A 19,243-nucleotide genomic window follows, 5' to 3' on the forward strand; every position below is an offset into this window, starting at 1 on the left:
GCGGCAGCGGTCACAGCAATGCGGAGTACATTCATGCAATTCGATTGGCACTACACACTGAGCCTGTTGTGGAACGGCGACTTCTGGCGGGCCGTGGGCACGGTGGTCGAACTCAGTCTTCAGACCTGGATCCTGGGTATCGTTTTCGGCTTTTTCCTGGCCCTGGCAAGGCAGTCGCAGCGTCGCTGGGTCCGTGACAGCGCCGGGTTCTACATCTGGTTCTTCCGCAGCCTGCCGTTGCTGGTGCTGCTGATCTTCGTCTACAACCTGCCACAGGCATTTCCCTCGACCAGTGTGCTGCTGTCCAATCCGTACTCTGCGGGCCTGATCGCGCTGGTGTTGAGCGAGGCGGCCTATATCGCCGAGATCCACCGGGGCGGCCTGCTGGCGGTGGGCAAGGGCCAGTTGGAAGCCGGCAAGGCGCTGGGCATCCGCTATCGCGGCGTGCAACGGCTGATCGTCGTGCCGCAGGCATTGCGGGTGGCCCTGCCGACCCTGGCCAATGAATACATCACCATCGTCAAACTCACCTCGCTGGTGTCGGTGATTTCGCTGTCCGAAATCCTGCTGGTGGGCCAGCAGCTCTACACCCAGAACTTTCTGGTGATGGAGACCATGCTCGCGGTGGCCTTCTATTACGTGTTCATCGTCACTGTGTTCAGCCGCCTGCTACGCGTGCTGGAGAATCACCTGGATGTCACCCGGCGCAAGCCCAAGGTTGTCGCGCCGGCGCAACTGAACACGGTGTCGACTTGCCGGGACGATGCGCAACCCAAGACTGGCGAATTCGCCTTGCAGGCACAGGGCGTGCGCAAGTTCTACGGCGAGCTGGAAGTGCTCAAGGGCGTGGACCTCAACGTGCGCTGGGGCGAGGTGGTGTCGATCATCGGCCCGTCGGGCTCCGGCAAGACCACGCTGATCCGCACCATGAATGGCCTGGAAACCTTGAATCGCGGCCAGATCACCCTGCAGGGCGAGCCGTTCCTGCGCGGCATCGACGAGCCTGAAGGCGCGCTGAGTGCCAAAGTGCACATGAATGGCATCGTGCATGTCGGCATGGTCTTTCAGGGCTTCAACCTGTTCCCGCACAAGACCGTGCTTGAAAACGTGATGCTGGCGCCGCTCTACCATGCTCATGGCAGCGCTGAGGAGCTGCGTCTGCTCAGCCTGGCGCTGCTGCGCAAGGTGGGCATGCTCGATCACGCCGGTAAATACCCTCATCAATTATCCGGCGGCCAGCAGCAGCGGGTGGCTATTGCCCGGGCCCTGGCGATGCGGCCTTCGGTGATGCTGTTCGACGAGCCGACCTCGGCGCTGGACCCGGAGCTGGTCGGCGACGTGCTGGCGGTGATCGAAGAGCTGGCCCGCGAAGGCATGACCATGGTGATCGTCACCCACGAAATGAACTTCGCCTTCAAGCTGTCCGACCGCGTGGTGTTCATGGAAGGCGGCAGGATCATTCAGGACGCGGCACCGCGCGACATGCTCGATCAGCGCAGCGAGCGCATGAGCAAGTTCCTCAAAGACGTACAACTGGCGTGAGCCTTGGGAGCATTACTGTGAGTCAGGCAAAAGAGCCCAGCTTGTCGCTGGCCGATCAGGTCGCCGTGCAGTTGCGCGAGGACATCATTGGTGGCCGCCTGCTGCCCGGCATGCCGCTGGTGGAAAGCGAACTGGTGAACGCCTACAGCGCGTCGCGCAATACCGTGCGCGAGGCCTTGCATCATCTGGGGCGCGAAGGGCTGGCCAGCTACGTGCGCAACAAGGGCGTGGTGGTGCGGCGCCTGGGCGTCGACGACGTGCGCGACATCTTCAAGGTGCGGCGCACGCTTGAGTTGCAGGCGATCACCCTGAGCAAGCCGCTGCGCGAGTATCAGTCGGACCTGATGCTGGAGGCCATCGAAGCGGCGCAACTGGCTCAGGAACGAGAGAACTGGCAGGCCTTCGGTACTCACAGCCTGAAGTTTCACCAGCACATCGTCGGCCTGATGCGCAGCCCGTTGTTCAACGAGTTCTTCACCCAGGTCATGGCGCAGATGCGCCTGGTGTTTTCCAGCGCCCCCAGTGAAGAGAGCTTCCAGCGGCCGTGGCTGGAGCGTGACCGGCACATCCACGACCTGCTCGCCGATGGCCATAAACAAGAAGCAGGCGAGGCCCTGGCCAGTTACCTGCACGATTCCGAATCCCTGCTGCTGGACATCCTGAGCAGCAGCCCCAAACCCTGAATGAGGACACATCATGTACAAGGACTATCCCGCCGCGTATCAGGTCAGCAAAGGTGCCGCCCTGCAGGTCGACAAAGCGTTCTACGACCGCATTCGCGAGTCGAAGGACAGCCGCACCCTTATCGAACAGTTCGAAGTGCCGATCCGCACCGGCCGTGCCTGGAAGGTGCCGGCCGGCCACGTGTTTCGTGTGACCACGCCGGTGGGCCCGCAGGTGGGTGACTTCAACGTCTGGAGCGCCGATGATCCGCGCGAGCGCATGTGGGCTTCGCGCACTCGTCAATTGCAGGGCGCTCACGTCACTACCTACGATCGGCTCTGGTCGAACCTGCCGTTTCTGCGGCCGATGGTCACCATCACCGACGACAGCCTGGCCGAGTACGGCATCGATGAGCACGGTGGCCGCCTGCACGATCTGCTCGGCACCCGTTGCGACCCCTACGTGAACAAGATGCTCACCGGCGAGGATTTTCATCACCACTGCCACTCGAACCTGACCCGGGCGGTACTGCCCTACGGCCTGACCGAGTTCGACGTGCACGATGTGCTGAACATTTTCCAGTGCACGGGCCTGAACCACGACGACATGTACTTCATGAAGGCCTGTCCGGCCAAGCAGGGCGATTACCTGGAGTTTTTTGCCGAAATCGATCTGCTCTGCGCGCTTTCCACTTGCCCGGGTGGCGATCTGTCGTTGCCAATGTGGGGGCCTGATGCGCAAGATCCGCTTACGGTCTGCCGTCCGCTGGGCGTGGAAATCTATCGTCTCGAGGACAGCGTGCTGGAAGGCTGGAAATCACCGCAGCGTGCCAGCTACAACGGCAACCACGGTCTGATGATTCCAAAGGCCGCGTGGGAAAAGTAAAAAGCCAAGGCAGCGGGCGCCCGGGGCATTGACCTGTCCCGGGTGTGTTGCAAGGTTTTCTGAACCGATCAAGCGGGAACATTCACCATGAAAACACCCTTACTCAACTGCGACATCGGCGAGAGCTACGGCGCCTGGACGATGGGCCGCGACGCCGACGTCATGCCCCTGATCGACTGCGCCAACATCGCCTGCGGCTTCCACGCCTCCGATCCCGGCATCATGAGCAAGACCGTGGGCCTGGCGCTGGCTTACAACGTACGCATCGGCGCGCACCCGGCGTATCCGGATCTGGTGGGTTTCGGGCGACGCTCGATGAGCTGCTCGCCGCAGGAAATCGAAGACATGGTCCTCTACCAGATCGGCGCGCTTGCCGGCATCTGCCGCGCCCAGGGTGGCCGGGTCGAGTACGTCAAGCCGCACGGCGCCATGTACAACGACATGATGCGCGACAGCCGCCAGCTTCGTGCGGTGTTCAAGGCGGTGTCGGCCTATGAAGGCGAATTGAAGCTGATGCTGATGGCCCAGCGCGACAACAGCACGGCCATGGCGCTGAGCGAGGAATTCGGCGTGCCGATCTGGCTGGAGGCGTTCGCCGACCGTGCCTACGATCCGGCGGGCCATCTGGTGTCACGCAGCCTGCCCGGCGCCGTGCACCATGATCCGGACACCGTGGTCAATCAGGCGTTGATTCTGGCCAGAGGCGAAAGCCTGATCGCCAGCGACGGCAGCGAGTTGAACCTGCACGTCGATACCCTTTGCGTGCACGGCGACAACGCTGCCTCGATTGCGGCCGTGCAGCGGATTCGCCAGGCCTTCGCCGAGTTGGAGCAGGCATGAAGTTCAGTATTGAGGTCGCTGGGGTCGATTGCCTGATGGTGCGGCTGTTCAGCGCCATCGACGAGTCCAACATGCCCTGGATGCTGGCGGCGTCACGGCGTTTGCGTGAGCGTTTCGGCCAGGCGCTGATCGACTTGGTGCCTTCGTACACCACGCTGATGGTTCATTACGATCTGCGCCAGCTGCTGGTGCGTGAAGCCCGCGCCTTGATCGCCGAGGCGCTGGATGATCTGCAACCCGAGGCGTCGGGCAACGGGCGCTTGCTCAGCCTGCCGACCTGGTACGACCCCAGCGTCGGGCCTGAGCTCACAGTGCTGGCGCAACGCAGCGGGTTATCGGTGCAGGACGTCATCCACCGTCACAGCAGCCACGAATATCAGGTGTTTGCCCTGGGCTTCGTGCCCGGCTTCGCCTTCATGGGGCTAGTCGAAGAAGTGCTCGCTAGCCCCCGTTTGAGCACCCCGCGCAAGCGCGTGGCGGCGGGCAGTGTCGGCATCGCCGAGCGTCAGACCGCCGCCTATCCGCAGGCTTCGCCGGGCGGGTGGAACCTGATCGGGCGCACCCCGGTAAAACTGTTCGATCACGCACTGGACGGTTACAGCCTGCTGCAGCCGGGCGACCGGGTGCGCTTCGAGCCGGTCAGTCATGACGAATTCATCCGCCTGGGCGGCGACGACACACCTTTGGAGGCAGTGCTATGAGCGGGCTGTTGGTAGAACGCAGTACGCCCTTGGTGCTGCTGCAGGATGCGGGTCGCTTCGGCAGTCGTCATCTGGGCGTCACCCAGGGCGGCGCGTTGGACTGGATCTCGCTGTCATGGGCCAACTGGCTGCTGGGCAATCCGCTCGACGCCGCTGCCATCGAGGTTACCCTCGGAGGGTTGAGTGTCATCGCCGAGGACGATGCCTGCCTGGCGCTGGCGGGTGCCGACCTGGGTGCGCAGCTCGACGGCCAGCCCTTGCAGCCCTGGCGCAGTTTTCAGATTCGCCGTGGTCAACGTCTCACGTTCAGCCAGCCGATTGTCGGTGCGCGGGCGTATCTGGCAGCACCGGGCGGGTTCGATGCGCCGGCGGTGCTCGGCAGCAAATCGACGGTTTGCCGGGAAGGGCTCGGTGGCCTCGCTGGCGATGGCAAGGCGGTGGAAGAGGGCGCGCTGCTGAGTTGGTCCGGTGTTTCTCCGGCAGCCAAAGCATTGGACGCCGGGCTGATTCCGGATCTGTCGTCCGCCCGACCGCTGGAAACGGTGCTCGGCGCGCAGATCGGTGAGTTCTCGGGGCAGAGCCTGTTCGATGCCTTCAACAGCGCCTGGCAGGTCGACGCGCGCGCCGACCGCATGGGCATTCGGCTGATTGGCCCGGTGCTGCAGTATCAGGGCAAGGCACTGATTTCCGAGGGCATCGCCCTGGGCGCGATTCAGGTCCCGCCCGACGGCCAGCCGATCGTGCTGCTCAATGATCGGCAGACCATTGGCGGTTACCCGCGCCTGGGCGCGTTGACGCCCGAGTCGCTGGCGCGTCTGGCCCAGTGCTTGCCCGGTACCGAACTGCGGTTGACGCCTGTCGTGCAAGAGCTCGCCCAGGAGCGGCATCTGCGATTGCTCAAGCAGTGGATGGATTTGCCGGAGTGATCAACTGGCGGGAGGTGTCTGGTTGTAGCTGATTTCGTTGACATACCACGTCGCTTGCCCGTCCGGAATCTGCACCACCACCTCGTCGCCGATCTCTTTTTTCAGCAGCGCCCGGGCCATGGGCGAGTCGATGGAGATGTAGTCCATGCGCCCATAGATCTCGTCGTAACCGACGATGCGAAAACGCTTGGTTTCGCCATCGTCATTCTCGATCTCGACCCAGGCGCCGAAGAACACCCGGCCTTCCTGCTCAGGGGAATAGTCCACCACGCGCATGTCTTCCAGGCGCTTGCGCAGGTAGCGCACGCGGCGGTCGATTTCGCGCAGCAGCTTTTTGTTGTACTGGTAATCGGCGTTCTCGCTGCGATCGCCGAGCGATGCCGCCCAGGCGACTTTCTGGGTGATTTCCGGGCGATAGACGCGCCACAGGTGATCGAGTTCTTGCTTGAGGGCGGTGTGGCCTTCGCGGGTGCAGATGTTGGTGCTCAAGGTGCTTCTCAATAAAGGGCTCGGTGGTGAGCAAGGGTGCTCCATGCACGATGCCGACATCTTTGCTGTCGGCATCAAGCGGGTCAACCCTGGTCAGCCTTCGCGCAGCACGGTCAGAGGGCTGGCGTTGAGCGCGCGGCGGGTGCCGAACACCCCGGCGCCTCCCACCAACAGCGCGCCGATCAGCGGCAGCAGCAATAGCCACGGGTGTGGATGCCATTGCAGCGAGAAGGCGTAGCGATACAGCACGAAGCTCACCAGCTCGCAGCCCAGCGCCGCCAGCACGCCGCTGACCGCACCCAGCAGGCCGAACTCGATGCGCCGAGCTTTGGTCAGTAGCGCGCGGTTGGCGCCGAGTGCCCGCAGCAGCGCGCCCTGGCGGATGCGTTCGTCCAGCGTTGCCTGCAAGCCGGAAAACAGTACCGCAAGGCCGGCGGCGAGCACGAACAGCAGCACGTACTGCACTGCCAGGGTGACCTGATCGAGGATGCTGCGTAGCTGCTCGAGCAGCGCTTCGACCTGCAGGATGGTCACCGCCGGGAAGGCGCGGGACAGCTCGACGATCTGCTGGTCGTTGCCCGGGGCCAGATAGAAGCTGGTCAGGTAGGTGGTCGGCACATCCTTGAGGGTGCCAGGCTGGAAGATCATGAAGAAGTTGGGCTGGAAGGTGTCCCAGTTGATGTCGCGCAGGCTGGTGACCTTGACCTCATGGGTCGCGCCGCCGATCACGAAGCTCAGGGTGTCGCCCAGTTTCATGTCCAGGCTCTTGGCCAGCCTGGTTTCCACCGAGACGCCGGGAATGCCCTCGGCGGGCGCCTGTTGGTCGTTCCACCACTGGCCTTCGGTGATGGTGTTGCCTTCCGGCAGGTTGGCCGCCCAGGTCAGGTTGAGGTCGCGCTGAGTGGCGTTTTCACCGCGCGAATCCTTGGTGACGAACTTGCTCACCGGCTCGCCATTGATGCTCATCAGGCGCCCCGGAATCATCGGATACAGCGGCGCGGCGTGGGTCGACAGACGGCTCATGCGCTCGCCGAAATTGTCGCGCTCGGCGGGCAGGATGTTCAGCGCGAAATAGTTCGGCGCGTCCTTGGGCAACTGGTTTTGCCAGGTGTCGAGCAACTCGCCGCGCAGCAGGGCGATCAGTCCCATGGACAGCAGAATCAGGCCAAATGCCAAGGATTGACCGGCAGCAGCCATGGGATGGCGCAGTAACTGGCCCAAGCCCAGACGCCAGGGCAGTGAGGCACCGGCCAACAGGCGCCGTAGGCTTTGCAGGGCCAGCAGCAGAACGCCGCCGAGAATGATCGCCGCGACCAGCCCGCCACCCAACAGAGCGAAGGTGAGGATCAGGTCCAGGCTCAGGCGCCACATGATCAGGCCCAGCGCCAGCAGTGCGGCGCCGTACACCAGCCAACTGCTGGCGGGGATCGGCAGCATGTCCCGGCGCAGCACCCGCAGTGGCGGCACGCGACCCAGCGCGGCCAGCGGCGGCAGGGCGAAACCGGCCAGTGCCACAAGGCCAGTGCCGATGCCCGCCAGCGCCGGCAGCCAGCCGCCGGGTGGGACGGCCGCCGGGAGCAGATTTTCCAACAGATGAAACAGCCCCAGTTGTGCCAGCCAACCAAGCAGGGCGCCGGTGACGCTTGCCGCAACACCGAGCATCGCCAGTTGCAGACTGAAGAGCACCAGGGCCTCGTTGCGCGACAGGCCCAGGCAGCGCAGCAACGCACTGGCATCGAACCGGCGCACGGCAAAACGCGCCGCCGACAATGCCACGGCCACCCCGGCCAGCAGTACCGCGACCAGACTGGCCATGTTCAGGTAACGCTCGGCCTTGCCCAGCGCGCCGCCAATCTGCTGATTGCCGTCACGGGCGTCGTCGATCTTCTGGTTGGGCGCAAGAGCAGGCTCGATGGCCTTGCGATACGCGGCCAGATCCTGCGGGGTGCCGCGCCACAAATCACGGAAGCTGACGCGGCTGCCGGGCTGCACGACCTTGGTCGCTTCCAGGTCGGCCATGTTGATCATCACCCGCGGCGTCAGGCTGTAGAAATTGCCGGCGCGGTCGGGCTCGTAAGTGAGCACGCGGGTGAGTTTGAGGGTGGTGGAGCCCACATCGATGCTGTCGCCCACCTTCAGGTTCAGCGCCACCAGCACCCGGGCTTCGGCCCAGGCTTCTCCGGGCCCCGGCTCGCCGCCAGCGGTCTCGGGCTGGTAGGGCGCGTCGGCGCTTTTCAGTTCGCCCCTGAGCGGGTAGGCCGCGTCCACGGCCTTGACGCTGGCCAGCTGGATGCCGTTGTCGGTGGCGACCACGCTGGAAAAGATCACGATCTGCGAATGATCGAGCTTGAGCGATTTACCCGCTTCGATCTGCTCGGGTTTGGCCGGTGTCGAGCCGCTGAGAATCAGGTCTGCACCGAGAAACTCGGTGGCTCGCAGCAGCATCGCGCTATTCAGGCGCGAGCCGAAGTAACCGATGGCGGTGCTGGCGGCCACGGCGACCACCAGGGCGAAAAACAGCACCCGCAGCTCACCGGCGCGGGCATCGCGCAGCAGTTGGCGGGCGGCGAGGCTGAGCAGACGGGCGAACGGCAGACGTGCCATCAAGGCTCCATGGGGGTGACCAGACGGCCACCTTCAAGACGGATCAGGCGCCGGCAACGATGGGCCAGGCGTTCATCGTGGGTGACCAGCACCAGTGTGGTGTTGCGCTCCTGGTTCAGCTCGAACAGCAGGTCGCTGATGCGCTCGCCGGTGTGGCTGTCGAGGTTGCCGGTGGGTTCGTCGGCGAACAGCACGTCCGGGTCGGCGGCGAAGGCGCGGGCGATGGCCACGCGTTGCTGCTCGCCACCGGAAAGCTGGCGCGGGGTGTGGGTCAAACGCTGGCCCAGGCCCACCCGTTCCAGCAGATGCCGCGCCTGCTCGCGCGCGTCGCGGCGGCCTTCGAGTTCCATGGGCAGCATGACGTTTTCCAGGGCGTTGAGGCTGTCCAGCAACTGGAACGACTGGAACACGAAGCCCACGTGCTCGGCGCGCACCCGTGCGCGCTGGTCTTCGTCAAGCTCGCTGAGGTTGCGGCCCGAGAGAGTGACCGAACCGGTGCTCGGCAAGTCCAGGCCCGCCAGCAGGCCGAGCAGGGTCGACTTGCCCGAGCCCGAGGCGCCGACGATGGCCAGGGTGTCGCCCTTGTTCAGTTCCAGGGAAAGTTCGTGCAGGATGGTCAGGTCACCTTCGGTGCTGGGGACCACTTTGTTCAGGTTCCGGGCACTGAGAATACTTTCGCTCATGGAGAATCCGATGCGTGCGTGGTTATTGAGTGCTGGCCTGGGGTTGCTGCTGGTGTGTCAGACAGCGGCAGCAGGCACGGTGCTGATCGTTGGCGATAGTATCAGCGCGGCTTTCGGCCTGGATACCCGGGTGGGCTGGGTCAGCCTGCTGGAAAAGCGCCTGGCAGAGCAGGGCTACAAGGACAAAGTGGTCAATGCCTCGGTCAGCGGCGACACCAGTGGCGGGGGCCAGGCGCGGCTGCCGGCGCTGCTTTCCGAGCACAAGCCGGACCTGGTGATCCTCGAACTTGGTGGTAATGACGGCCTGCGCGGGCAGCCGCCTGAACAATTGAAACAAAATCTTGCGTCGATGATCGACAGCTCCCGCGCGGCAGGTGCCAAGGTGCTGCTGTTGGGCATGCAGATCCCGCCCAACTACGGCGCGCGCTACACCCAGGCGTTCAAGCAGGTGTACGTCGATCTCGCCGAGCAGAAGCAGGTGGCGTTGGTGCCGTTCATGCTCGAAGGCGTCGGCGGGGTGCCGGAGATGACTCAGGCGGATGGCTTGCATCCGGCGGCGAACGCGCAGCCACGGCTGCTTGAGAATGTCTGGCCGCAGTTGAAGGCGTTGCTTTAGGTTTTGGCTTTGGATTCTTACTCTGTTGCCCTTCGGGCCTATTCGCCAGCAAGCTGGCTCCCACATTTTTTGCAACGTGCCATGGTCTGGAGGATCTCCTTGTCCGCCTTTGGCATTCCAACTCGAGCTCAAGTGAACCCAAAGGCTGGCGACTCGGTTCATCAGGCCATGGCACGTTTAAGCAAATGTGGGAGCCAGCTTGCTGGCGAATAGGCCCGACAGGGCATCAGAGTCGCGATCCCAAGCCAACCTAGAAAACACCCCAATCCCGAAAATTAAAGGCCTGCGGCCCTTTTCTGGGTGGGGGCTTTCGGCTAATGTTGCGCCCCCGATCTGGAGCCCCCGATGCGCCGTCCTGCCTGGTCCCTGTTTGCCTATCAATTGATCGAGCCCGATGAGCAGCTCGACCTGTTCGCGTGCCAGGAAGTTCGTGTGCATCTAGCCGCCCGGCAACTGGAGCTGGCCGGTTCCGCCGACCGCACGCTGTGCGGCTCGCTGTTGCCTGCGCAACCGCGCTGGTCGCAGGTGGAGCAGGGCATCTACAAGGACGAGCGCCTGTGCCCGCTGTGTCGGGCGATCATCGATGCCCAGCGCCGCGGCTGGCAGCCGATCTGGCCAGAATTGGACCAGACGGTCTGAAATACCCCCGCTGACCGCCATTTCACACCCGAACTGAACGGCAGGTGAACGCCCGTGCCTGCGGGCTGTCGCGCCTACTCCCGAAGGGGCGGGCGTGCGTGTACAATCGGGCCCATTCAAGCCTTCCGTTACCCAAGGATTCCCCGGATGTTGTCGCGCCTTCCAGCTTTCGCCCGCTGTCTGTCGCTTGCTGCACTGTGTGCGGCGGGCCCTGCTTCTGCCCTCGAGTTCCCGCTGCCGCCTCCGGGCGAAGACATCATTGGCCAGGTGCAGACCGTCACGGCCAAGTACGAAGACACCTTCGCTGACCTGGGCACCAAGTACGACCTGGGCTATCTGGAAATGATTGCCGCCAACCCGGGCGTCGACGCCTGGTTGCCGGGTGCCGGCACGCAGATCGTGCTGCCGACCCGCTTCATCCTGCCGCCCGGCCCGCGTGAAGGCATCGTGATCAACCTGGCCGAGTACCGCCTGTACTACTACCCGAAAGGCAAGAACGTGGTGTACACCTTCCCGCTGGGTATCGGTCGCGAGGGCTGGGGTTCGCCGATCTCCACCACCAAGGTGACGGCCAAGACGCCTAACCCGACCTGGACACCGCCTGCATCGGTCAAGGCCGAGCACGCTGCCGACGGCGACATTCTGCCGAACGTAGTACCGGCTGGCCCTGATAACCCGCTGGGGCCGTTCAAGTTCGGCCTGGGCATTCCGGGTTACCTGATTCACGGTTCGAACAAGAAGTTCGGTATCGGCATGCGTACCAGCCATGGTTGCTTCCGCATGTACAACAACAACGTGCTGGAGATGGCGGACATGGTGCCGGTGGGCACGACTGTGCGGATCATTTCCGAGCCCTACAAGTTTGGTGTGAGCGGCGGCAAGGTGTATCTGGAGGCGCATACGCCGCTGGATGAGAGCGGCAATCCGTCGGTGGTGGACAAGCACACGGCGGTGATCAATGCGCTGCTCAAGCGTGAGGACCTGGCCAATAATCTGCGGATCAATTGGGATGAGGTGCGGGACGTCGTGGCAGCCGAGGATGGCATGCCGGTCGAGATCGCGGTGCCTGGCAATGGCGCGCCGGTGGTGAGTCAGGCGCCGGTTCAGCTGCAGTGATGGTTTGATTCGACTGGTTGAAAAGCCCCGTTTTCTTCGTTTAGAAGCGGGGCTTTTTGTTGGCTTGGAGATCGTTGTTCTGGCTAACGCCAGATCTGTTTCGGCTTCGCCGAATCAGGATCAAGAGCGCTCTTCCTAACGTCAGACCTGTTTCGACTTCGTCGAGTTACTTGGAAAAGACACCCAAGTAACCAAGGTGTCCTGCTCCTGGTTTGGCCTCGACTTCGTCGAGGTTCCCTCACTCCGGCGATGTTCCGTGGGCCCGGCGCGAATGGGCCATCCATGGCCCACGCGCCTCTCGCGACATCCTGTCGCTCGTCCCACTCCACATCGCCTGCGTTCGGCCTGCACCCAAGTCGCGTTTGGCGTCGTCTGGGCTATCGCGCATGAAGATCAAAAGCCAGATCAAGAGCCCCCGGCTTACGCGGTGCCCGTAGCAGCCGAGCTTGCTCGCGGGTCGCCCTCAAGATCGCCCCGCCGGCAAGCCGTGCTGCTACGGGAAGGTTTGGTGTTCCCGAATACACATCTCACAGACGACACAAAACGCGACTTGGGTGCAGGCTGAATGGAGGTCTCGCGGAGTGGGTCAAGCGGCAGGATGCCGCGCGAGGCGCGGGGCCATGGATGGCCCATTCGCGCCGGGCCCACGGAGCGGGACCGGAATGAAGGAAGTCCGACGAAGGAGGACCCAAACCAGGAGCAGGACCCCTTGGTTACTTGGGGGTCTTTTCCAAGTAACCCGGCGAAGCCGGAACAGGTCTGCCGTTAGGCAGAGCCCAAAAAGCCAGCATCGCTTCAAGGCCCGATTGATCGCAGCCAGAACCATCACCACATCAAAACGCAGGCAATAAAAAAGCCGACCCGCAAACGGATCGGCTTATCAATAACCCCGAAGGATTATTACTTGCGGCTAGCCTTGTCCAGCATGCGCAGAGCACGCTCGTTGGCTTCGTCGGCAGTTTGCTGAGCTTTCTGAGCAGCAGCCAGAGCTTCATCAGCCTTGCGGTAGGCTTCGTCAGCACGAGCTTGTGCACGAGCAGCGGCGTCTTCGGTAGCAGTCAGACGAGCTTCGGTTTCTTTGGAGGCGCTGCTGCAACCAGTGGCCAGAACGGCGGCCAGGGCCAGAGCAGAGAATTTCAGAACGTTGTTCATCGTGTTCCCCTTAAAGGACTTCTTTCAAGTTAATCATCTCTCGAAAATGAGAAAATGACCGGCGTACATAGTACCCATTGTTTGTAGTAAGTAAACGGACCAAGCGCAAGAACAGCACAAAATTCTTAGCTTTGAACGCCTTCCGTGCGATTCCTAACCCTGTTTGTCCAGAAAAAACCTCGCCCTGTCAGGCAATTACGTCTGTCGGTGCGACGTCATCAGTGGGTCGGCAGTACTTCGTCCAGGCGGTGGCCGGGAGACGTTGAACCACGTTGCAACCTTCTTTGTATAGACGATGATCGGCGAGGATGCTCGAATTTTGTTGCTTTAAGTGACTTTGCCTCCCCGATACCGTCTCAATGAGCATTCTCCGGCGAGTCGGATCACGGACGCAGGCACAGAGGCCGGATACGCGGCCAGGCTTTTACTGCATATTCACTTGAGCAGATTGCACAATGGTGCCTACTATTTGCAGGTGCTCGTTTGTTTGAGATCAGCAAGGGCTCGTCTCGGTGTCCAAACCAGGCACGGGGTGGCGTAGCAGGCAGTGCGCGGACGCAGCGGTGCGTTGGCCCTGACTGAAGAGGTTCCTTCGCCGGACAAACATCGGTAAGGTAGGGGTCAAAATCCAAGACCCGCGAGGAGTAGTGATGAGCGAGGCGCTGTCCATTCACCATGACAAGACCGGTCACCAGTTCGAAATCAACATCGACGGTCACCGTGCTTACCTGACGTACATGGATCTGGGGAAGCAGACCCTGGATATCTACCGTACGTTCGTGCCCAACGCCTTGCGCGGCCGTGGCATTGCAGCGGCGTTGACCGAAGTGGCGCTCGATTATGCCGAGAGCATGGGCTACACCGTGATTCCATCCTGCTCCTACGTCGAACGCTACATGGAACGTCATCAGCGTCAGGCCGCAAAGATCTGAAAGCTTCTTGAAGCAACACCATGAAAAACGCCGAGCAGATGCTCGGCGTTGTCGTTTCTACAGCTGCAAAATCCGGATCAGCCGCGCTTGCGCTTGGGCAGTACGTCCTTGAGCTTGGCATGCATGCTGCGCAGGGTTTTCTCGGTGGTTTCCCAGTCGATGCAGGCGTCGGTGATCGACACGCCGTATTCCAGGTCTGCCAGATCTTTCGGAATCGACTGCGCGCCCCATTTCAGGTGGCTCTCGACCATCAGGCCGATGATCGACTCGTTGCCTTCCAGAATCTGGTTGGCGACGTTTTCCATGACCAGCGGCTGCAGGGCAGGGTCCTTGTTGGAGTTGGCGTGGCTGGCGTCGACCATGATGTTCAGCTTGACCTTGGCCTTGGCCAGGGCCTGTTCGCACAGAGCGACGCTGACCGAATCATAGTTGGGCTTGCCGTTGCCGCCGCGCAGTACCACGTGGCCGTAAGCGTTGCCCTTGGTGGTGACGATGGAAACGCCGCCTTCCTGGTTGATACCCAGGAAGCGGTGCGGGCTGGAAACCGATTGCAGGGCGTTGATGGCCACGGTCAGGCCGCCGTCGGTGCCGTTCTTGAAGCCTACGGCCGAAGACAGGCCGGAGGCCATCTCGCGGTGGGTCTGGGATTCGGTGGTGCGTGCGCCGATCGCCGACCAGCTGATCAGGTCCTGCAGGTATTGCGGGGAGATCGGGTCCAGCGCTTCGGTGGCGGTCGGCAGGCCTTTTTCGGCCAGGTCCAGCAGCAGTTGGCGGCCGATGTGCAGACCGTCCTGGATCTTGAAGGAATCGTCCAGGTACGGGTCGTTGATCAGGCCTTTCCAGCCGACGGTGGTGCGCGGTTTTTCGAAATAGACGCGCATCACCAGGTACAGGGTGTCCGACAGCTCGGCGGACAGCGCCTTGAGGCGCTCGGCGTATTCGTGGGCGGCCTTGATATCGTGGATCGAGCACGGGCCGATCACGATGAACAGGCGGTGGTCCTTGCCGTCGAGGATGTTGCGGATCACTTCGCGGCCCTTGCTCACGGTGGCCTGGGCGGCGGCGGTGAGGGGGATTTCGCGCTTGAGCTGATCCGGCGTGATCAGGGTCTCGTTGGAGGCGACGTTAAGATCGTCAATCGGTAAATCAGCCATCGTGTTACTCATCAGGTCACGGGTGCTGGCCGCCAACGGTCCCCGTGCGGCGGAGCCTAGCGTGATTGAGGGCAGCGGGGGTGCCGAACCTTAGCGCGTTAAGCCGTACTTCGACAATGGGTAACCCGAAGCTTTCGTCCAATCATGCTGGCTTATCGCAACCGTTTGCCTCCATGGCGCTACTTTGCGCGGTGCTTTGGCTTGCGAAGCGGGCAGGGGCTGTGAATATAGTGTGCGGATAGAGTGTGCGCCAGACCCTGGGGAGATCGGTGTGGATCAACTGCAACTGACGGATTTCGACGTCGATCGACAACTGCTGACACTGACCGGCACGTCGTTGCTCATCTTTACCGGCGCTGGCTGTTCCAGTTGCCGTTGGGCGCGACAGCATTTGCCTGAGCAAGCATTGCCCATCGAACGCCTGTGCTGGATCGATGCCGAAGAAAACGGCGGCGCGGTGCAGCGTTATGGGGTGTTTCATCTGCCGGCGCTGTTCGTGGTGCGCGACGGCGAATTCTACGGGGCACTGCGCAGCCAGCTTTCGGCGCCAACCCTCATCGCGGGTCTTGAGCAGGCGCTGGACCGTGCGCCTGACGAGTTGCCCTGAATCCATAGCCTTGAATCGAGAACCTCATGAGCCCAACCCTTGATAACAGCAAGCCGCGCATCGGTATTATCGGCACCGGCGCCATTGGCGGCTTTTATGGCCTGATGCTGGCGCGCGCTGGCTTCGATGTGCATTTCTTGTTGCGCAGCGAGTTCAGTGCGGTGTCGCAACAGGGCCTGCAGGTGAACAGTCAGGTTCACGGCGCCCTGAGCCTTGATAAGGTGCAGGCGTATTCTTCGGCCGCTGACATGCCGCCCTGTGACTGGCTGCTGGTGGGCGCCAAGTCCACCGGCACCGGCGGCGTGGCCCCGGCCATCGCTCAGGCGGCCGCCCCCGGCGCCAAAGTGCTGATGCTGCAGAACGGTCTGGCAGTGGAAGACGAACTGCGTGCGGTGCTGCCCGATTCGCTGCATCTGCTGGGCGGCCTGTGTTTCATCTGCGTGCATCGCACCGCGCCGGGCAAGATCACCCACCAGGCGTTCGGTGCCGTCAATATCGGTTACCACAGCGGGCCTGCCGCAGACGCTGCTGCAAGCCTTGCGATCGTCGAAGAGGGTGCCGCGCTGTTCCACGCCGCCGGGATCGACTCGCTGGCCATGGACAATCTCGGCCAGGCGCGCTGGCAGAAGCTGGTGTGGAATGTGCCTTATAACGGCCTCTCGGTTTTGCTCAATGCCAGCACCACGCCGCTGATGACCGATGCCGACAGCCGGGAGTTGATTCAAGGCTTGATGGCCGAAGTGGTGCAGGGCGCCCAGGCCTGCGGCCATGCGTTGCCCGAGGGCTACGCGGCGCAGCTGTTCAAGATGACCGAGCAGATGCCGGACTATCGTCCCAGCATGCACCACGACTTCACTGAAAAACGCCCGCTGGAGCTGGACGCCATCTACGCCAGGCCGCTGGCTGCGGCGCTGGCGGCCGGTTGCGACATGCCGAAGATTCGCGCCCTGTACCACGCGCTGGCGTTCATCGACCGGCATAACCGCCCATAGCCAAACACTCCGGGGGGAGCCATGGCCCACGATCTGACCCTGAAAACCGCCAGCAACAAGCTGATCCTGGCGATCTCCTCGCGGGCGCTGTTCGACCTGCGGGAAAGCCATGCCATTTATGAGCGCGACGGCGTGGCTGCCTATCGCCAGTATCAGATCGACCACGAAGACGAAGTGCTGGAGCCCGGCGATGCCTTTCTGCTGGTGGAAAAACTGCTGAGCCTCAACGCCAACCTGAGCCAGGCGCGGGTCGAGGTGATTCTGGTGTCGCGCAACAGCGCCGATACCGGGCTGCGGGTGTTCAACTCGATCCAGCATTATGGTCTGGACATCTCACGTGCAGCTTTCGTCGGCGGTCGTAGTCCGTTTCCTTATCTGGCGGCGTTTGGCAGCCATCTGTTTCTTTCCACCCACGCCGAAGACGTGCGCAGTGCGCTGGATGCAGGTTTTGCTGCGGCGACCATTCTGTCCGGCGGCGCACGGCGGGCGGCCAGTGCTGAACTACGCATCGCGTTCGACGGCGATGCTGTGCTGTTCTCCGACGAATCCGAACGGGTCTATCAGTCGGGCGGGCTTGCGGCGTTTCAGGCCAACGAGCGCGAAGCGGCCCGGCAACCCTTGCCCGGCGGGCCGTTCAAGCCGTTTTTGGCGGCATTGAACCTGCTTCAGCGCGAATTTCCCGAAGAGTCCTGCCCGATCCGCACCGCGCTGGTGACAGCGCGTTCGGCGCCGGCCCATGAGCGGGTCATCCGCACCCTGCGCGAATGGGACATTCGTCTGGACGAGTCGCTGTTTCTCGGCGGCCTGGACAAATCGGCGTTCCTGGAAGCGTTCGCCGCCGACGTGTTCTTCGACGACCAGCCCGGCCACTGCGAAAAGGCGCGGGAGGTGGTGGCCACTGGGCACGTCCCCCATGGCATCAGCAATGAGCTAAAACTCTGAACCTTTAGACCGGAAAGCTGTATCAAAGCCGCCGATTCCTCCGCGCGCTGCTACGCTCATTGTGTGTCTGGGCCTTGCGAGGCTGTCTGGAGGTCACATGGTTCGCTCGATGCTGTATGCCACGGATCTGGGTCTTTATGCGCCATTTGTCCTGCAGCATGCACTGGCGCTGGCCAGGTCGTTCGACGCCGAGCTGCATGTGGTCCACGTGGTCGAGCCCATGGGGTTATTTGCCGAGTCGGTGCTGCAGAGCTACTTGGCCGAAGATGTGCTGCGCGAGTTGCACAGCGAAGGCATCAACAACGTGATCGAAGGCATCGAGTCCCGGGTGATGGCCGGCTTTCGCGACGAATTGGGGGAAGATCATCAGGACTTGGCGCTGATCCGCAGCGTCCGTGTGGTTCAGGGGGACCCTTCCAACGTGATTCTTCAGCAGGCGCAGCGCCTTGAAGTCGATCTGCTGGTGGTGGGCAGTCACAGCCACGGCGCCGAGGGGGACACGCCGATAGGCCGTACCGCCGCGCGGATCCTGCAGCTTTCCCAGGTGCCGGTGTACATGGTGCCGATGGTGCAGAACCGCAGTGGCTCGTGGGTTTGAAGGGGGAGGATACCGAGCACGACTTGAAGCAGTGTGCCATTACTGTCTGAAAGTGCTGGCTAAAAGTTATAAAAAGTTCTAGCTTTTCCTTCTTGACCATTAATCCAGTTATATACCGTCGTGATGCCCGTGGCGTCTTCCGGCTTTGAGGGATACATATGAAGCTTCAGCAATTGCGCTACATCTGGGAAGTGGCGCACCACGACCTCAACGTTTCGGCGACGGCGCAGAGCCTGTACACCTCGCAGCCGGGCATCAGTAAACAGATCCGTCTGCTGGAGGACGAGCTGGGGGTCGAGGTCTTTGCGCGCAGCGGCAAGCACCTGACCCGCGTGACCCCGGCGGGGGAGCGCATCATTACCACCGCAGGGGAAATCCTGCGCAAGGTCGAGAGCATCAAGCAGATCGCCCAGGAGTTCTCCAACGAGAAGAAAGGCACCCTGTCGATCGCCACCACCCACACCCAGGCGCGCTATGCGCTGCCGCCGGTGATCAGCAATTTCATCAAGCAGTACCCGGACGTCGCGCTGCACATGCATCAGGGCTCGCCGATGCAGATCGCCGAAATGGCCGCTGACGGTACTGTTGACTTCGCCATTGCCACCGAGGCGCTGGAGCTGTTCGGCGATCTGGTGATGATGCCGTGCTACACCTGGAACCGCTGCGTGGTGGTGCCTCAGGGCCACCCGCTGACCAAGCTGCCGAAGCTGACCCTGGAAATCCTCGCCGAATACCCGATCGTGACCTACGTGTTCGGTTTCACCGGCCGCTCCAAGCTCGATGAAGCCTTCAGCCATCGCGGCCTGACCCCCAAAGTGGTGTTCACCGCCGCCGACGCCGACGTGATCAAGACTTACGTGCGCCTGGGTCTGGGCGTTGGCATCGTCGCCAAGATGGCGGTCGATCCGAAGCTGGACAGCGACCTGGTGGTGCTCGATGCCAGCGAGCTGTTCGAAGCCAGCATCACCAAGATCGGCTTCCGCCGCGGCACCTTCCTGCGCGGCTTCATGTGCGACTTCATCGAAAAGTTCGCCCCGCACCTGACCCGCGACGTCATGGCCAAGGCGATCCAGTGCCACAACAAGCAGGAGCTCGAAGAGCTGTTCGAGGGTGTGGAACTGCCCGAGCATTGATCCCACGGGTGGTTGCTGATCCTGCGAAT

General features: G+C 62.5%; 20 protein-coding genes. 15 read left to right on the forward strand and 5 right to left on the reverse strand.

The annotated features are described in order from the left end of the window. Positions 1-33: 33 nt before the first annotated feature. From AC1MEK_RS13170 to AC1MEK_RS13195, 6 genes are all read left to right on the forward strand, one after another. Complete coding sequence (locus AC1MEK_RS13170; protein ID WP_480396729.1) at positions 34-1,542, forward strand: amino acid ABC transporter permease/ATP-binding protein; 1,509 nt, start codon at positions 34-36, stop codon at positions 1,540-1,542. A 17-nt stretch (positions 1,543-1,559) separates the two neighbouring features. Then, positions 1,560-2,225, forward strand: coding sequence for a GntR family transcriptional regulator (locus tag AC1MEK_RS13175; RefSeq protein WP_480396730.1), 666 nt, complete (start codon positions 1,560-1,562; stop codon positions 2,223-2,225). 13 nt (positions 2,226-2,238) lie between these two features. Beyond that, positions 2,239-3,090, forward strand: a complete 852-nt coding sequence (locus tag AC1MEK_RS13180; protein ID WP_480396731.1) for an urea carboxylase-associated family protein — start codon at positions 2,239-2,241, stop codon at positions 3,088-3,090. 87 nt (positions 3,091-3,177) lie between these two features. Continuing rightward, a complete protein-coding gene (locus tag AC1MEK_RS13185; RefSeq protein ID WP_480396732.1) occupies positions 3,178-3,930 on the forward strand; it encodes a 5-oxoprolinase subunit PxpA in 753 nt (250 codons plus the stop codon). Continuing rightward, a complete protein-coding gene (gene pxpB, locus AC1MEK_RS13190) occupies positions 3,927-4,631 on the forward strand; it encodes a 5-oxoprolinase subunit PxpB (protein WP_480396733.1) in 705 nt (234 codons plus the stop codon). Before AC1MEK_RS13185 ends, pxpB begins: the two co-directional genes overlap by 4 nt. Continuing rightward, entirely contained in the window at positions 4,628-5,557 is a 930-nt protein-coding gene (locus AC1MEK_RS13195; RefSeq protein ID WP_480396734.1) for a 5-oxoprolinase subunit C family protein, read from the forward strand. Before pxpB ends, AC1MEK_RS13195 begins: the two co-directional genes overlap by 4 nt. Here AC1MEK_RS13195 and greB read toward each other — a convergent pair whose 3' ends face one another. From greB to AC1MEK_RS13210, 3 genes are all read right to left on the reverse strand, one after another. Further along, entirely contained in the window at positions 5,558-6,046 is a 489-nt protein-coding gene (gene greB / locus AC1MEK_RS13200) for a transcription elongation factor GreB (protein WP_480396735.1), read from the reverse strand. A gap of 93 nt (positions 6,047-6,139) precedes the next feature. Next, a complete protein-coding gene (locus tag AC1MEK_RS13205; protein ID WP_480396736.1) occupies positions 6,140-8,650 on the reverse strand; it encodes an ABC transporter permease in 2,511 nt (836 codons plus the stop codon). Continuing rightward, entirely contained in the window at positions 8,650-9,333 is a 684-nt protein-coding gene (locus tag AC1MEK_RS13210) for an ABC transporter ATP-binding protein (RefSeq protein ID WP_480396737.1), read from the reverse strand. Before AC1MEK_RS13210 ends, AC1MEK_RS13205 begins: the two co-directional genes overlap by 1 nt. A 10-nt stretch (positions 9,334-9,343) precedes the next feature. Between AC1MEK_RS13210 and AC1MEK_RS13215 the strand changes: the two genes are divergently transcribed. From AC1MEK_RS13215 to AC1MEK_RS13225, 3 genes are all read left to right on the forward strand, one after another. Continuing rightward, positions 9,344-9,949, forward strand: a complete 606-nt coding sequence (locus tag AC1MEK_RS13215; RefSeq protein ID WP_480396738.1) for an arylesterase — start codon at positions 9,344-9,346, stop codon at positions 9,947-9,949. A gap of 345 nt (positions 9,950-10,294) precedes the next feature. After that, complete coding sequence (locus AC1MEK_RS13220; RefSeq protein WP_480396739.1) at positions 10,295-10,588, forward strand: hypothetical protein; 294 nt, start codon at positions 10,295-10,297, stop codon at positions 10,586-10,588. Between the two features lie 147 nt (positions 10,589-10,735). Then, entirely contained in the window at positions 10,736-11,704 is a 969-nt protein-coding gene (locus AC1MEK_RS13225) for a L,D-transpeptidase family protein (RefSeq protein ID WP_480396740.1), read from the forward strand. Between the two features lie 900 nt (positions 11,705-12,604). Here the strand turns inward: AC1MEK_RS13225 and oprI are convergent. After that, entirely contained in the window at positions 12,605-12,856 is a 252-nt protein-coding gene (gene oprI / locus AC1MEK_RS13230) for an outer membrane lipoprotei OprI (RefSeq protein ID WP_025113130.1), read from the reverse strand. A gap of 650 nt (positions 12,857-13,506) precedes the next feature. On the opposite strand from oprI, the gene AC1MEK_RS13235 reads away from it, so the two are divergent. Further along, positions 13,507-13,788, forward strand: coding sequence for a GNAT family N-acetyltransferase (locus AC1MEK_RS13235; RefSeq protein WP_274136801.1), 282 nt, complete (start codon positions 13,507-13,509; stop codon positions 13,786-13,788). A gap of 77 nt (positions 13,789-13,865) precedes the next feature. Here the strand turns inward: AC1MEK_RS13235 and AC1MEK_RS13240 are convergent, their stop codons facing one another. Further along, positions 13,866-14,942, reverse strand: coding sequence for a 3-deoxy-7-phosphoheptulonate synthase (locus AC1MEK_RS13240; protein ID WP_480396741.1), 1,077 nt, complete (start codon positions 14,940-14,942; stop codon positions 13,866-13,868). Positions 14,943-15,213: 271 nt separating this feature from the next. Between AC1MEK_RS13240 and AC1MEK_RS13245 the strand changes: the two genes are divergently transcribed. The 5 genes from AC1MEK_RS13245 (at position 15,214) to cysB (ending at position 19,214) form a co-directional block, all read left to right on the forward strand. Beyond that, positions 15,214-15,549, forward strand: coding sequence for a YbbN family protein (locus tag AC1MEK_RS13245; RefSeq protein ID WP_480396742.1), 336 nt, complete (start codon positions 15,214-15,216; stop codon positions 15,547-15,549). A gap of 26 nt (positions 15,550-15,575) precedes the next feature. Beyond that, a complete protein-coding gene (locus AC1MEK_RS13250; protein ID WP_480396743.1) occupies positions 15,576-16,541 on the forward strand; it encodes a putative 2-dehydropantoate 2-reductase in 966 nt (321 codons plus the stop codon). 21 nt (positions 16,542-16,562) lie between these two features. After that, the gene (locus AC1MEK_RS13255; protein WP_480396744.1) at positions 16,563-17,483 is read left to right on the forward strand and encodes a 5'-nucleotidase; all 921 of its coding nucleotides are present in this window, start codon (positions 16,563-16,565) and stop codon (positions 17,481-17,483) included. 97 nt (positions 17,484-17,580) lie between these two features. Then, positions 17,581-18,081: a universal stress protein gene (locus AC1MEK_RS13260; protein WP_480396745.1), complete on the forward strand. Its 501-nt coding sequence runs from the start codon at positions 17,581-17,583 to the stop codon at positions 18,079-18,081. A 158-nt stretch (positions 18,082-18,239) separates the two neighbouring features. Continuing rightward, on the forward strand, positions 18,240-19,214 hold the full coding sequence (cysB, locus tag AC1MEK_RS13265; RefSeq protein WP_480396746.1) for an HTH-type transcriptional regulator CysB: 975 nt from the start codon (positions 18,240-18,242) through the stop codon (positions 19,212-19,214). The last annotated feature ends 29 nt before the right edge of the window (positions 19,215-19,243 follow it).

The sequence above is a fragment of the Pseudomonas sp. 2 genome (genome assembly GCF_056627435.1).

What these genes read in the sequence shown, in the direction of transcription:
- AC1MEK_RS13170 (WP_480396729.1), top strand. Translation starts at nt 34, where the DNA reads ATGCAATTCGATTGGCACTACACACTGAGCCTGTTGTGGAACGGCGAC.
- AC1MEK_RS13180 (WP_480396731.1), top strand. Translation starts at nt 2,239, where the DNA reads ATGTACAAGGACTATCCCGCCGCGTATCAGGTCAGCAAAGGTGCCGCC.
- AC1MEK_RS13185 (WP_480396732.1), top strand. Translation starts at nt 3,178, where the DNA reads ATGAAAACACCCTTACTCAACTGCGACATCGGCGAGAGCTACGGCGCC.
- pxpB (WP_480396733.1), top strand. Translation starts at nt 3,927, where the DNA reads ATGAAGTTCAGTATTGAGGTCGCTGGGGTCGATTGCCTGATGGTGCGG.
- AC1MEK_RS13195 (WP_480396734.1), top strand. Translation starts at nt 4,628, where the DNA reads ATGAGCGGGCTGTTGGTAGAACGCAGTACGCCCTTGGTGCTGCTGCAG.
- AC1MEK_RS13205 (WP_480396736.1), bottom strand. Translation starts at nt 8,650, where the DNA reads ATGGCACGTCTGCCGTTCGCCCGTCTGCTCAGCCTCGCCGCCCGCCAA.
- AC1MEK_RS13210 (WP_480396737.1), bottom strand. Translation starts at nt 9,333, where the DNA reads ATGAGCGAAAGTATTCTCAGTGCCCGGAACCTGAACAAAGTGGTCCCC.
- AC1MEK_RS13215 (WP_480396738.1), top strand. Translation starts at nt 9,344, where the DNA reads ATGCGTGCGTGGTTATTGAGTGCTGGCCTGGGGTTGCTGCTGGTGTGT.
- AC1MEK_RS13220 (WP_480396739.1), top strand. Translation starts at nt 10,295, where the DNA reads ATGCGCCGTCCTGCCTGGTCCCTGTTTGCCTATCAATTGATCGAGCCC.
- AC1MEK_RS13225 (WP_480396740.1), top strand. Translation starts at nt 10,736, where the DNA reads ATGTTGTCGCGCCTTCCAGCTTTCGCCCGCTGTCTGTCGCTTGCTGCA.
- oprI (WP_025113130.1), bottom strand. Translation starts at nt 12,856, where the DNA reads ATGAACAACGTTCTGAAATTCTCTGCTCTGGCCCTGGCCGCCGTTCTG.
- AC1MEK_RS13235 (WP_274136801.1), top strand. Translation starts at nt 13,507, where the DNA reads ATGAGCGAGGCGCTGTCCATTCACCATGACAAGACCGGTCACCAGTTC.
- AC1MEK_RS13240 (WP_480396741.1), bottom strand. Translation starts at nt 14,942, where the DNA reads ATGGCTGATTTACCGATTGACGATCTTAACGTCGCCTCCAACGAGACC.
- AC1MEK_RS13250 (WP_480396743.1), top strand. Translation starts at nt 15,576, where the DNA reads ATGAGCCCAACCCTTGATAACAGCAAGCCGCGCATCGGTATTATCGGC.
- AC1MEK_RS13255 (WP_480396744.1), top strand. Translation starts at nt 16,563, where the DNA reads ATGGCCCACGATCTGACCCTGAAAACCGCCAGCAACAAGCTGATCCTG.
- AC1MEK_RS13260 (WP_480396745.1), top strand. Translation starts at nt 17,581, where the DNA reads ATGGTTCGCTCGATGCTGTATGCCACGGATCTGGGTCTTTATGCGCCA.
- cysB (WP_480396746.1), top strand. Translation starts at nt 18,240, where the DNA reads ATGAAGCTTCAGCAATTGCGCTACATCTGGGAAGTGGCGCACCACGAC.